The following is a 12,251-nucleotide window of genomic DNA, read 5'->3' on the forward strand; positions in this document are numbered from 1 at the left end:
CCCGGCCCGCGCGGCATGACTTTGCAGGCACGCCACAGCCTTGACCCCGGCCCTTGCGCCGCCGCATGCTCGCAGGCTTGCCCCCACGCACAAGGAACGATTGCATGCTGCAGCCCCTGGCCACCCACACCGAGCTGGGCCTGGGCCCATTCGCGCAATGACGCTGTTGTACCTGAAGCTGATCGTCACCCCTTTGCTGATGTGGGCCATTTCCCTGGCGTCGCGCCGATGGGGCGGCCTGCTGGGCGGGCTGTTGTCCGGCATGCCCATTACCTCGGCACTGGTCATGACCTTCCTGTGCCTGGAACAGGGCAGCACCTTTGCTGTAGCTGCAGTGCCTGGCGCACTGGGCGGCCTGGTGGCGGTGCAGGCGACGTACTGCTGCTTCATGTGGAGCACCCGCCGGGCAGCGCTGGTACCCGCCGTGCTGCTGGCGTTGCTGGCGTACGGCCTGGTGGCTTACGCATTTACCCACTGGGGCAACCTGCACCTGTCGGTGGCCATAGCGCTGATTCTGATCGGGGTGCTGATACGCGCCAGTGGCCGCGAGCCCAGCCCGGACATGCTGGCCCGCCCCAAGCACCGATACTGGGAAATACCGCTGCGCATGGTGGCGGCGACCAGCCTGCTGATGCTGACCACAAGCCTGGCCGACTGGCTGGGCCCGGCAACCAGCGGCATGCTGGCACCGATACCGGTAATCGCATGGCCGCTGGTCGTGTTTGCCTACGTCCAGAATGGCCGGCCCGGGATGGCCGCGATGGTGCGGGGCAATGCGATTGGCGCGGTGGGGGTGATCGCGTTCTACCTGGTATTGGCAGCACTGCTGCAAGCCTGGGGCGCCGCGGCTGCCATCGGCGTGGCAATCGCCAGTGCCGTGGTGCTGACCCTAGGGCTGGCCGCCGCATTACGGCGGCGCTGACGTTCAGCCTGCCACGCCAAAGGGTGCCGGGCTCACCCGTTGGCCTTCGTCACGCCACGTCGATTTGGGTCAGCCCCATTACCTTAGCCTGGGCCAAGATTTCGTCCGGGCTGGCATCAGCGGGCGGCATCAGCAAACTGTTCTCGCCGTCGCCGAAGTGCAGCACCATCAGGTGCAGCGCTGCCTGGTGCAGGGCAAGCTCGGGCTGTTCGAGCTCGAAGGTGTGGGTGCAAGGCTGGCCATTGAGTTGATAGCGGACCGTGTAGGCGTACATAAGAACCTCTTGATTGAACAAGGACTCAATACCTGACCGGTCGGGCAGAAAATAATTCAGGTAAATAGCGGCCGCCTGGCCCATTGGGCCAAACGACCACCAGGTTGGCACTGCCCTGCGCTTACTCGGCGCCCGGCGGAATGCCGTCCTTGTTCTTGTCTTTCAACCGGGCCTTCTCTTCTTCCGTGGAATGGGCTGGCACTTGGGTTTGCTGGTCTTTCTGCTGCTCGGCCATGGGCGTGTCCTCTTCGATGGTGGCTGAACGATTACCTGCACTCGTCACGGTTGCTGGCGCTGCATCGTTTTGCGGTGCAAGGCGATGAATGGCGCCTCGGCAGGGTCGATACGGTCCATTTCGGCCGCGATCCGGTGCCAGTAGGGATACTGGGGCGCGATCCGCGTGGCCTGTTCCATCTGCTCCAGGTCTTCTGGCAAGAGCACCAGCTCGGTCGCCTGCAAATTGTCATGCAGTTGCTCGAAGCTACGCCCCGCCGTGATCACGCTGGTGATGCCGGGGCGGTCCTTGAGCCAGGCCAGGCATACCCGTGCCGGCGAGCAGCCATGGCGCTGGCCGATGGTGATCAAGGCTTCGATGATGTCATAGGCCCGCTCGCGATCATGCACGTAGGGTTCTGGCCAGTCATTGCCCTGGCGGGTGCCCTTGGGGGTCTGCTGGCCGCGCCGCACCTTGCCGGTCAGCAACCCCTCGCCCAGGGGCCCCCACACCAAGGTTGCAACCCCTTGGTCGATGGCCATGGGCAGCAATTCGTACTCGGCTTCGCGCGCCTCCGGGGTGTAGTAGATTTGCTGCGAGACCGGCTGCTGCCAGCCATTCACGCGCGCGCTGCCGAGGGTTTTCATCATTTGCCAGGCGGTGTAGTTGGACGTGCCGAAGTAGCGGATCTTCCCGCTCTGCACCAGGTGGTCCAAGGCCGCCAGGGTTTCCTCCACCGGCGTCACGCCATCCCAGTTGTGTACCTGGTACAGGTCGATATGGTCGGTACCCAGGCGCTTGAGGCTGGCCTCGCAGGCGCGAATCAAGTGGTAACGCGACGCCCCGCTGTCGTTGGGGTTGTCGCCCATCGGGCTGCGCGCCTTGGTCGCAAGGATGATCGACTGGCGCCGCTGGGCCAGCGCCTGGCCAACGATTTCTTCGGCAAGGCCGTGCGAGTACAAGTCGGCCGTGTCCACCAGATTGACGCCGGCATCGAAGGCCATGTCGAACATGCGCCGTGCCTGGTCGACATCCACGCTACCGGTTTTTTCGAATGCGCCACGCCCGCCGAACGGGACCGTGCCAACCACCAGCTCCGAAACCAGCAGGCCAGTGTTGCCGAGTGCGCGGTATTTCATGGGCTACCTCCATTGCATAAGACATGCAATACCGACGGCCCATGGCGCTGAAACGTTCAATCAGGTTGGCCGAACCCGGCTGGGGCAAGCGACCACGCGCCAGGCCAGCCTGGTATTCAGAACACCGACCAGCCAATGCGTGCGCTCAGCAACTCCAGCGCGGCCATGCCGGCCAGCGAGTTGCCCGCCGCGTTCAGCTCCGGCGACCACACGCATACGCTGAACTGCCCCGGTACGATGGCGACGATGCCGCCGCCCACGCCACTCTTGCCCGGCAACCCTACCCGGTAGGCGAAGTTGCCTGCCTCGTCATACAGGCCACTGGTGGCCATGATCGAGTTCACCTGCTGGGTCTGGCGACGGCTGAGAATTTGCTGACCGCTGTGCTTGCAAAAGCCGTCGTTGGCCAGAAAGCAGAATGCCCGCGCCAGGTCCAGGCAATTCATGCGCAGTGCGCAGTAGCTGAAGTAACTGCGCAGCACCGTTTCCACCTCGTTGTGGAAGTTGCCAAACGACTGCATCAGGTAAGCCATGGCCGCATTGCGCGCGCGGAACTGATACTCCGAATCGGCGACGCGGGTGTCGATCTGGATGTGCGGGTTACCGGACAGGCGCCGGACGAAATCGCGCATCGACAAGGTTGGCGCAGCGAAGCGCGACTGGTTGATGTCGCAGATGACCAAGGCCCCTGCGTTGATGAACGGGTTGCGCGGGCGCCCGCGCTCGAACTCCAGCTGCACCAGCGAGTTGAATGGCTGGCCGGACGGCTCATGGCCAAGCCGCTCCCAGATCGCTTCACCCGAATGGCCTATCGCCTGAACCAGGCTGAACACCTTGGAAATGCTCTGCACCGAGAACGGTTCCAGGGCGTCGCCTGCACAGTAGTGACTGCCATCGTTGCTGTAGACGGCGATGCCCAGTTGCTGGGCCGGCACGTCGGCCAGGGCAGGAATGTAATCGGCAACTTTGCCCGTGCCGATCAAGGGGCGTACTTGTTCAAGGATCTCGTTCAACAGCGTTTGCATGGCGGGCCCTGGTTCAGTCCCCCTCGACGACGGCGGGGGTCGCATTCTTGACGCCGAGTGCGTGAAGGAAATCACACATTTGGCAACAAACTCCCCCGTCGGCGCCGTGCGGCCTGCAAGGCCTGGGCCGCCGCCATGCCCAAGCCTGCGTCAGATCAATGCCTCACGGCTGTGCTGGCCGTCGACCAAGCGCTGCAGCCCCAGCGGGTTGGTATTTTTCAGCGCATCGGGCAGCAGCGCATCGGGGTAGTCCTGGAAGCACACCGGGCGCAGGAAGCGGTCGATGGCCAAGGTGCCGACCGAGGTGCCGCGGGCATCGGAGGTAGCCGGGTAGGGCCCACCATGCACCATCGCTTCGCACACTTCGACACCGGTGGGGTAACCGTTGAGCAGCAGGCGCCCTGCCTTGCGCTGCAGCAGCGGCACCAGCGAGGCGAACTGCTGGAGGTCTTGCGGCTCGGCGATCAGGGTGGCGGTGAGCTGCCCGTGCAACGCTTGCACGGCGCGGCGCAGCTCGGCTTCGTCGGCGACTTCGACCAGCACCGTGGCAGGCCCGAACACTTCTTCCTGCAACACTTCGTCACCGTTCAACAGCAGGCTCGCATCGGCCTGGAACAGCTGCGCCCGGGCCTGGTCGCCAACCTGCTCGGCACCGGCCAGGTGGCGCACGCCTGGGTGCTGGTGCAGGCGCTGTACGCCACTGGCATAGCTGCGCAAGGTGCCTGTATTAAGCATGGTTTGCGCGGGCTGGTCGGCCAGTTGCGCAGCCAGCGTTGCAGTGAAGGCGGTGAATGCCTCACCGGCAATGCCAATGACCAGCCCGGGGTTGGTGCAGAACTGCCCACAGCCCAGCACCACCGAAGCCGCCAGCGCCTCGGCCACCTGCCCGCCGCGCGCGCGCAACGCCGCGGGCAAGACCAGCACGGGGTTGATGCTGCTCATTTCGGCGAACACCGGAATCGGCTGGGGGCGTGCTGCCGCCAGGTCACACAGGGCACGCCCGCCCTTGAGCGAACCGGTAAACCCCACCGCCTGGATGGCCGGGTGGCGCACCAACGCTTCACCCACACCGCTACCGTAGACCATGTTGAACACCCCGGCAGGCATGCCGGTCGCCTGCGCCGCCCGCTCGATAGCCTCGCCCACCTGCGCGGCCGTGGCCATATGGCCGCTGTGCGCCTTGACCACCACCGAGCAGCCAGCGGCCAGCGCTGCTGCGGTGTCGCCGCCGGCAGTGGAGAACGCCAGGGGGAAGTTGCTGGCGCCGAACACGGCTACCGGCCCTACGCCGGTGCGGTACTGGCGCAAGTCCGGGCGTGGCAGTGGCTGCCGGTGTGGCTGGGCGCGGTCGATGCGCGCCGCCAGGTAATCGCCGCGGCGCAGTACCTTGGCGAACAGGCGCAGCTGATTGCTGGTTCGGCCGCGCTCGCCCTGGATGCGCGCAGCAGGCAACGCCGTTTCGCGGCACACCGTGGCGATGAAGCTATCGCCCAACGCGTCCAGCTGGTCGGCAATGGCATCGAGAAACTGCGCGCGACGCTCGGGCGCCATGCCGTTGTATTCGACGAATGCCGCTTCGGCGGCCTCGGCAGCGGCGGCCACCTCGCCAGGGGTGGCCTGGGTGAAGACCCCCGGCAAGGCTTCGCCGGTGCGCGCATCGAGGCTTTGCAGGTGAACGCTGCCAGCAGCGCTGCGCTGGCCGCCAATGAAATTGCTTGCAGACATGGTTGACTCCTGTAACAAGAAAGAAGGCCTGGCCCTCACAGGCTTTTCACCAGCCCCGGGCGAACCTGCCCGGGCGCTGCGGCAATGCCGTTGCGCAGCGGCTGGCCAAAGGCGTCGAGGCTGATTTCGAAGGTATCGCCCGGTCGGGCCTGCACGCCGTCGGCGAACGACAGTGTGGCGGTGCCGAAATAGTGCACATGCACATCGCCAGGGCGCAGGAACTGGCTGTATTTGAAGTGGTGGTACTCCAGGTTCTCGAAGCTGTGGCACATGTTCTGCTCGCCGGACAGGAACGGCTTGCTCCACAGCACCTGGCCATCGCGCAGAATGCGGCTGGTGCCTTCGAGGTGCGCTGGCAACGCCCCCAGGCGAAGCTCCGGGCCGAAACTGCAGGCGCGCAGCTTGGAATGCGCCAGGTACAGGTAGTTGCGCCGCTCCAGCACATGGTCGGAAAACTCGTTGCCCAAGGCGTAGCCAAGACGGTACGGGGTATTGCCCGGGCCGATCAGGTACAGCCCGACCAGCTCAGGCTCCTCGCCGGCGTCTTCGGCAAAGGCCGGCAGCGGCAGGTCGGCGCCGGGGCGCACCACGATCGCGCCGTCGCCCTTGTAGAACCACTCCGGCTGCGCCCCCTCCTCACCCGCTGGCGGCCGCCCGCCCGCCAGGCCCCACTGGAACATGCGCATGCTATCGGTCAAGGTACCTTCGGCCTGTTGCTGGTGCATTTTGTCGCGGGTGGCGGCGCTGCCCAGGTGGGTCAGGCCGGTGCCGGTGACCAGGCAGTGCGCCGGGTCCGGGTGGTCCAAAGGTGGCAGCACACGGCCCTGGGCCAGCAAGGCCAGGTAGTCGTGCCGCTCACCCAGCCCAGCGGCCCGGACTTCACTGGCCAGATCGCGGCCGGCGGCAATGGCCTGCAAGGCCAGCTCACGGGTGCTGCTGGCGCCACGCACTTCAAGGGCGTACTCGCCTTCCACCACGCCCACATGGCGCGCGCCGGCGGCGCTTTCGAATTGAATCAGTCGCATGGTTGATGTGCTCGCTTGTCGGTTGCAAAGTTCAGCGGGCGCCTTCGGCGGCCCGCGTGGAAGCCAGGCGTTGGCGACGCTCCAGGCGGTTGTAGACGACGCCGGTGAGCAGCACGCCGAACAGCATCACCAGGGCAAGGAAATACAGCCCCGAAGACAACTGCCCGGTGTGTTCCTTGAGCGCGCCGATACCGAACGGCCCCAGGTAGCCGCCAAGGTTGCCGATCGAGTTGATCAGGGCGATGCCTGCGGCTGCGCTGGCACCTGAAAAGAACCGCCCAGGCAGCGTCCAGAAGATGGCCGTGCAGGAAAACAGGGCAAACGCCACCACGCACAGCGCAGCCAACTGCAGCACCGGCACCGTCAGCCAGGCACTGAGGAACAGGCCTATGGCGCCCAGCGCACACAGCAGGCCCAGGTGCCCGTAGCGGTCGTTTAGGCGGTCAGAGCTGCGGGGCATGATCAACAGGCCGATGATGCCGAACAGGTACGGCACCGCCGAAACGAAACCCGTGACCAGATCGCTGCCGCCAAACTGGTGGATCAGCGTTGGCAGCCACAAACCGAGACCGTAGATGCTCAAGGTGACCGGCAGGTAGAACAGCGCCAGCAACAGTACGCGGCCGTCCTTGAGCGCATGCAGCGGGTTGCCATGGCGGGTCTGGCCAAAATCACGCAGGTCGTTGGCCAGTTGCTCCTGCAGCCAACTGCGTTGTGCCTCGCTGAGCCAGCGCACCTGGGCAGGCCCGTCCGGCAGCAGGCGCAAGGTAGGCCAGGCGAGCAGCACCGCCGGGGTGCCGATGCAGATGAACAGCCACTGCCAGCCATGCAGGCCGTAGCTGCCCTCCAGCCCCAGCAGCGCGCCGGAAAGCGGCCCGGTGATCAGCATGGCCAGGGGCTGCGAGAGGATGAAAAAGCCCAGGATCTTGCCGCGATGCCGCACCGGGTACCACTGGGTTATGTAGTACAGCACCCCCGGAAAGAAGCCCGCCTCGGCGGCGCCGAGCAAGAAGCGCATCACGTAGAAGCCATTGGGCCCGGTCACGAAGGCCATGCCGATGGTGATTGCACCCCACGTCACCAGGATGCGGGCGAACCAGCGCCGCGCGCCAAAGCGGTCGAGCAGCAGGTTGCTCGGCACTTCGAACAGAAAATAGCCGATGAAGAACAGCCCGGCACCCAGGCCATAGGCCGCGTCACCCAGGCCGATGTCGGCGCCCATGTGCAGCTTGGCAAAGCCCACCGCCGAACGATCGACGTAGGCCACCAGGTAAAGCAGAACCAGAAAAGGGATGAGTTTCAGTGTGATCAGGCGGACAAGCCGCTGCTCCTGAATCATGGCGATGTCTCCAATTGTTCTTGTAATGAGCACAGCACCCGGCCGGGGCTTTTTGGCAGACCGCTAACCTGGCGACAGGATCATATAGTAATACTATTTGGAACAACAAGCCTTCACATGCGCGATTTCACGCAGTACAGTTAGGAAATAAACGACAAATAGTAATACTAATAAGGTCTCCCGATATGTCTGACGCCAAACGCCCCCTGCGCTCTGCCCAATGGTTCGGAACCGCCGACAAGAACGGCTTCATGTACCGCAGCTGGATGAAGAACCAGGGCATTCCGGACCATGAATTCCAGGGCAAGCCGATCATCGGCATCTGCAACACCTGGTCGGAGTTGACGCCGTGTAACGCGCATTTCCGCAAAATTGCCGAGCATGTGAAAAAAGGCGTGCTGGAGGCTGGCGGCTTCCCGGTGGAGTTCCCGGTGTTTTCCAGCGGCGAGTCCAACCTGCGCCCCACCGCCATGCTCACCCGCAACCTGGCGAGCATGGATGTGGAGGAAGCGATCCGCGGCAACCCGGTGGACGCCGTGGTGCTGCTGACAGGCTGCGACAAGACCACCCCGGCGCTGCTGATGGGCGCTGCCAGCTGCGACGTGCCGGCGATCGTGGTGACCGGCGGGCCGATGCTCAACGGCAAGCACAAGGGCAAGGACATTGGCGCCGGCACCATCGTCTGGCAGATGCACGAGGCCTACAAGGCCGGCCAGATCGACCTCAACGAGTTCCTTTCCGCCGAAGCTGGCATGTCGCGCTCGGCGGGCACCTGCAACACCATGGGCACCGCCTCGACCATGGCCTGCATGGCCGAAGCGCTGGGCACCTCCCTGCCCCACAATGCCGCCATCCCGGCAGTGGATGCCCGCCGCTATGTCCTTGCCCACCTTTCCGGCATGCGCATTGTCGATATGGTTCGCGAAGACCTGCGCCTGTCGAAAATCCTCACCCGCGAAGCCTTCGAGAACGCGATTCGCGTCAACGCCGCCATCGGCGGCTCGACCAACGCCGTTATCCACCTGAAGGCGATTGCCGGGCGCATTGGGGTAGACCTGCAACTGGAAGACTGGACCCGCGTTGGCCGCGGGACACCGACCTTGGTCGACCTGCAGCCATCGGGCCGCTTCCTGATGGAAGAGTTCTATTACGCCGGTGGCTTGCCCGCGGTCATCCGCCGCCTGGGCGAACATGGCCTGCTGCCCAACCCCAGCGCGCTGACGGCCAACGGCAACAGCCTGTGGGCCAACTGCCAGGCCGCGCCGTTATATGACGAAGCAGTGATACGCCCGCTGGCCAACCCACTGGTGGCCGATGGCGGTATCTGCATCTTGCGTGGCAACCTGGCGCCCAAGGGCGCGGTGCTCAAACCGTCAGCCGCCACCCCGGCGCTGATGCAGCACCGTGGCCGCGCCGTGGTGTTTGAAAACTTCGAAGACTACAAGGCCCGCATCAACGACCCTGAACTGGATGTAGACGCCAATTCGGTACTGGTGATGAAGTACTGCGGGCCCAAGGGCTACCCGGGCATGGCCGAAGTCGGCAACATGGGCCTGCCGGCGAAGTTGCTGGCCCAGGGCGTAACCGACATGGTGCGTATTTCGGACGCACGCATGAGCGGCACTGCCTACGGCACCGTGGTACTCCATGTGGCGCCCGAGGCCGCAGCAGGCGGGCCATTGGCCGCAGTGCGGGAAGGTGACTGGATCGAACTGGACTGCAAGGAGGGCCGGCTGCACCTGGATATCAGCGCCGAGGAACTTGCCGGCCGGCTTGCCGACCTGCAAGCCCCGCCGCAGTTGATCACTGGCGGGTATGCCAAGCTGTACCTGGACCATGTGATGCAGGCCGATGAAGGCTGCGATTTCGACTTCCTGGTGGGCTGCCGAGGGGCAGCGGTGCCCAAGCACTCCCACTGACCAGCCGCACCCCGCAATGAAGGAGCGGGCTCAGCCGCGAACACCGGCGAAGCCCGTTCCACCCACCACGCTGTTTCCCGCCGAACCAAGCCAAACTGCTGCGACCTCGCCAAAAGGCCGCCGCCCATTCACTGATGTTATGATGCTCCCCCGCTTGTAGGACCACCCGCGCCCCCCATGAACTACCGCCAGCCCTCCACGCGCAAGAGCATGCACACCACTCTGGTACAGGACCTCGGCCTGCAGATCGTCTCTGGCCAACTCGCGCCTGGGCAGAAGCTGCCCAATGAGGCCAGCCTGTGCGAAAGCTACGCGATCAGCCGGCCCGTGTTCCGCGAAGCGATGCGTGCGCTGACTGCCAAAGGCCTGGTCGAAGCCCGCCCCCGGGTCGGTACCCTGGTGCGGCCGCGCCATGACTGGCACATGCTTGACCCAGACGTGCTGCACTGGCTGATGCAGGCCACGCCGCAGAAGGACTTTTTCAATACCTTGTCCAGCGTACGCTGGGTCATCGAGCCCGCTGCCGCCGCGCTGGCCGCCACCAACGCTACGGCCGAAGATGTGCAGTCGATCAGCGAAGCGTATCAACGCATGGAAGCCGCGCGGACCCATGAAGAGCGGCTGCAACCGGACCTGGACTTCCACGCACGCATCGCCGACGCCACCCACAATGACCTGCTGGCCTACCTGTGCAACATGTTGTCCATGGCCCTGCGCGAATCAGTGCGCTATTCCAACCAGCGGCCAAACTTCGACCAGCTCGCCCTGCCCCGGCACAAGGCCATTTTGACCGCCATCCAGAATGGCGACGCACTCGGTGCACGCCATGCCTCGCTGGTACAGCTTGAGGATGCCCGCGTGGCGCTGAGCAAAGTATTGGGGCAGGACCCGACCAGCTAAGGCAGAAGGCCGTCGGGTGCTTATTGCAGGGCGGCCTTGGGGGGCACGGCAGACACCCCTGTTTCGGCTATCTGCCGCGCACGCATGCTGCCCCAGGCCAAGGCACGAACCAATGAACGCTTCGGCCAGCAGTCGTAGGCCTCTTCGTGCAATGCCATCCCGGAACGGGCATACACCCCCAGGAACATCTGCGTGGTCCCGCTGCGCGAAAGCCTGACCTGTACATCGATCCGGCTGCCGTCTGCCAGGGTTTCTTCATGGCTGCGATGGTTCAGCGCAGGGTCGACCCACGCCCAATACACGTTACCCCTCATCCGCATAGCGCCTCCAGCGATCGAAATTGGCTGTACCCCAAGCCGTGCGGCTTACCCTACTTTGGGATTAAGCCGATATAACTGGATCGACCGCCGGGCGTGCGTATGTGCTGCAATTATTTATCAGCCGCATTTGCCATGATCTACCGTCAACCGGCCTGGGTGCGCTGCGTGCACGCTCAGCCCTGGCAACCTGCTGGATGCCAATGATGAGCAAGATGTGAGAAAGATGAGACCAGGCGCGATGCCGCTGCGCTGAAGTAACTAAGCGGTCAACGCAGGCAGTTGGCTTGATAGCAGCTCAGCGGCCCTAGCATTGAGAATGGCTGGGCTCAGCTTGTCTCTGAGCACCCATTTGCAGGCCACGATCTCATTGCGAGCCACGGGTTTTTCCTGATCATCGACATGCGTAGTGAACACATGGTGAATGGTTGACCCCAGCTGAAGGGTGCACAGGTGAAAGAGACCGTGGCCTTCAATGGACGTTTCCTCTTGCAGCTCCCGCGCAGCCGCTGCAACAGGCGACTCGCCCGGTTCGATAGCGCCGCCGGGGAAGTTCCACTTCCCGCTTTTTTTTCGTACCAGCAAGATCCTGCCACTGCGCAGGCAGAGGACCGTTGCCCTGTCTTTGATCTTGGCTCCGCGCGCCTTCTTGTCCCGCATACACACACTCAGCTCGTCAGTAGGTCCATGTCCGTATCGGTGCAGCCAATAGAGACTTGCTTCCTGAAGACTCACTTCGGTGACGACTCGTTCACCCTGAACGGCACAAATCACAGGCTGAGCACGTTATTTTCACCTCATTTTCACGCCTGCAGAGGGACAATTAAGCCATCCCCATGTGAAACACCTCTAGCCCGACTAGCAGCGGGCTTTCTTTTGCCTCCAAGAAATAGAAGTCGCGGGCCTTGCCGGCATGGCGTGCCCTGAGGTGATCCAGAAGCGTCAGAAACGAACGAGGTATGATCACTAACCTTGTACGTGCAAGCGACGAATAGAGCTGATGCACAATGGCTGGCCATTGCAGAGGAGACAGCATCATGAGGCCATGGATCGGGATCATCATCGCAGCGGTGATAAGCGGATGTGGAACCGTGCGTACGGTATCGAATGAGTCAAAGGCAGTGGGCGATCTGGCTGAGTGGAACTCCTATTGCCCAGCCATTCCACGGATGTATAGCGGTGTAGCCTACCAATTTTGCAATTTGACTGGCCCTGAGAGAACTGGAGCCCATTCAGATCCGTACCAGATTCTGGTCGATATGGCGATGTCGGGCATTGCGGACACCGTTATGCTGCCCTACACCAGTTACCAGCAATACAAACTCGGCAACATGGTTGTGCCTAGCATAAACCCACAAATGCCCCAGGCACCGGCTCAAACCAGCCTTGCGCAGGAGTGAGCGGTGCGCCAGGCGAACGGCCGTAGTACAACACTGCGGCCATCTCGAGGCT

Annotated in this window: 12 protein-coding genes; 4 read left to right on the forward strand and 8 right to left on the reverse strand. The window is 63.7% G+C overall.

The genetic code is table 11. From position 1 onward, the window contains the following. The first annotated feature begins 157 nt into the window (after positions 1–157). Entirely contained in the window at positions 158–922 is a 765-nt protein-coding gene (locus G1E_RS17575; protein WP_009685855.1) for a hypothetical protein, read from the forward strand. A gap of 49 nt (positions 923–971) precedes the next feature. Here the strand turns inward: G1E_RS17575 and G1E_RS17580 are convergent, their stop codons facing one another. From G1E_RS17580 to G1E_RS17605, 6 genes are all read right to left on the reverse strand, one after another. Next, the gene (locus tag G1E_RS17580) at positions 972–1,280 is read right to left on the reverse strand and encodes a hypothetical protein (RefSeq protein ID WP_009685856.1); all 309 of its coding nucleotides are present in this window, start codon (positions 1,278–1,280) and stop codon (positions 972–974) included. A gap of 195 nt (positions 1,281–1,475) precedes the next feature. Further along, a complete protein-coding gene (locus tag G1E_RS17585; protein ID WP_009685858.1) occupies positions 1,476–2,549 on the reverse strand; it encodes an aldo/keto reductase in 1,074 nt (357 codons plus the stop codon). A 116-nt stretch (positions 2,550–2,665) separates the two neighbouring features. After that, a complete protein-coding gene (gene glsB, locus G1E_RS17590; protein WP_009685859.1) occupies positions 2,666–3,574 on the reverse strand; it encodes a glutaminase B in 909 nt (302 codons plus the stop codon). Between the two features lie 150 nt (positions 3,575–3,724). Continuing rightward, entirely contained in the window at positions 3,725–5,299 is a 1,575-nt protein-coding gene (locus tag G1E_RS17595) for an aldehyde dehydrogenase (NADP(+)) (RefSeq protein ID WP_009685860.1), read from the reverse strand. A gap of 35 nt (positions 5,300–5,334) precedes the next feature. After that, positions 5,335–6,324, reverse strand: coding sequence for an AraD1 family protein (araD1, locus tag G1E_RS17600; RefSeq protein WP_009685861.1), 990 nt, complete (start codon positions 6,322–6,324; stop codon positions 5,335–5,337). A 31-nt stretch (positions 6,325–6,355) separates the two neighbouring features. After that, positions 6,356–7,663, reverse strand: coding sequence for an MFS transporter (locus G1E_RS17605; RefSeq protein ID WP_009685862.1), 1,308 nt, complete (start codon positions 7,661–7,663; stop codon positions 6,356–6,358). 185 nt (positions 7,664–7,848) lie between these two features. On the opposite strand from G1E_RS17605, the gene G1E_RS17610 reads away from it, so the two are divergent. Then, positions 7,849–9,582, forward strand: a complete 1,734-nt coding sequence (locus tag G1E_RS17610) for an IlvD/Edd family dehydratase (protein ID WP_009685863.1) — start codon at positions 7,849–7,851, stop codon at positions 9,580–9,582. A 177-nt stretch (positions 9,583–9,759) separates the two neighbouring features. Continuing rightward, positions 9,760–10,482: a FadR/GntR family transcriptional regulator gene (locus G1E_RS17615; protein ID WP_009685864.1), complete on the forward strand. Its 723-nt coding sequence runs from the start codon at positions 9,760–9,762 to the stop codon at positions 10,480–10,482. Positions 10,483–10,502: 20 nt separating this feature from the next. Here G1E_RS17615 and G1E_RS17620 read toward each other — a convergent pair whose 3' ends face one another. Further along, positions 10,503–10,802 (reverse strand): hypothetical protein, encoded by a 300-nt coding sequence (locus G1E_RS17620; RefSeq protein WP_029884935.1) that lies wholly within the window; start codon positions 10,800–10,802, stop codon positions 10,503–10,505. A 258-nt stretch (positions 10,803–11,060) separates the two neighbouring features. Continuing rightward, on the reverse strand, positions 11,061–11,459 hold the full coding sequence (locus G1E_RS17625) for an NUDIX domain-containing protein (protein ID WP_009685866.1): 399 nt from the start codon (positions 11,457–11,459) through the stop codon (positions 11,061–11,063). 377 nt (positions 11,460–11,836) lie between these two features. Here G1E_RS17625 and G1E_RS17635 point away from each other — a divergent pair, with 377 nt between their 5' ends. Continuing rightward, complete coding sequence (locus G1E_RS17635) at positions 11,837–12,199, forward strand: YceK/YidQ family lipoprotein (RefSeq protein ID WP_009685868.1); 363 nt, start codon at positions 11,837–11,839, stop codon at positions 12,197–12,199. Positions 12,200–12,251 lie beyond the last annotated feature (52 nt).

Origin of the sequence: Pseudomonas sp. TJI-51 (assembly GCF_000190455.2) — a bacterium.
GTDB classification, from domain to species: domain Bacteria; phylum Pseudomonadota; class Gammaproteobacteria; order Pseudomonadales; family Pseudomonadaceae; genus Aquipseudomonas; species Aquipseudomonas juntendi.

Excerpts from the sequence above, each read along its gene's own strand:
- glsB (WP_009685859.1), bottom strand. The coding sequence starts at position 3,574 with ATGCAAACGCTGTTGAACGAGATCCTTGAACAAGTACGCCCCTTGATC.
- G1E_RS17595 (WP_009685860.1), bottom strand. The coding sequence starts at position 5,299 with ATGTCTGCAAGCAATTTCATTGGCGGCCAGCGCAGCGCTGCTGGCAGC.
- G1E_RS17575 (WP_009685855.1), top strand. The coding sequence starts at position 158 with ATGACGCTGTTGTACCTGAAGCTGATCGTCACCCCTTTGCTGATGTGG.
- G1E_RS17585 (WP_009685858.1), bottom strand. The coding sequence starts at position 2,549 with ATGAAATACCGCGCACTCGGCAACACTGGCCTGCTGGTTTCGGAGCTG.
- G1E_RS17615 (WP_009685864.1), top strand. The coding sequence starts at position 9,760 with ATGAACTACCGCCAGCCCTCCACGCGCAAGAGCATGCACACCACTCTG.
- araD1 (WP_009685861.1), bottom strand. The coding sequence starts at position 6,324 with ATGCGACTGATTCAATTCGAAAGCGCCGCCGGCGCGCGCCATGTGGGC.
- G1E_RS17635 (WP_009685868.1), top strand. The coding sequence starts at position 11,837 with ATGAGGCCATGGATCGGGATCATCATCGCAGCGGTGATAAGCGGATGT.
- G1E_RS17625 (WP_009685866.1), bottom strand. The coding sequence starts at position 11,459 with ATGCGGGACAAGAAGGCGCGCGGAGCCAAGATCAAAGACAGGGCAACG.
- G1E_RS17605 (WP_009685862.1), bottom strand. The coding sequence starts at position 7,663 with ATGATTCAGGAGCAGCGGCTTGTCCGCCTGATCACACTGAAACTCATC.
- G1E_RS17580 (WP_009685856.1), bottom strand. The coding sequence starts at position 1,280 with ATGGGCCAGGCGGCCGCTATTTACCTGAATTATTTTCTGCCCGACCGG.
- G1E_RS17620 (WP_029884935.1), bottom strand. The coding sequence starts at position 10,802 with ATGCGGATGAGGGGTAACGTGTATTGGGCGTGGGTCGACCCTGCGCTG.
- G1E_RS17610 (WP_009685863.1), top strand. The coding sequence starts at position 7,849 with ATGTCTGACGCCAAACGCCCCCTGCGCTCTGCCCAATGGTTCGGAACC.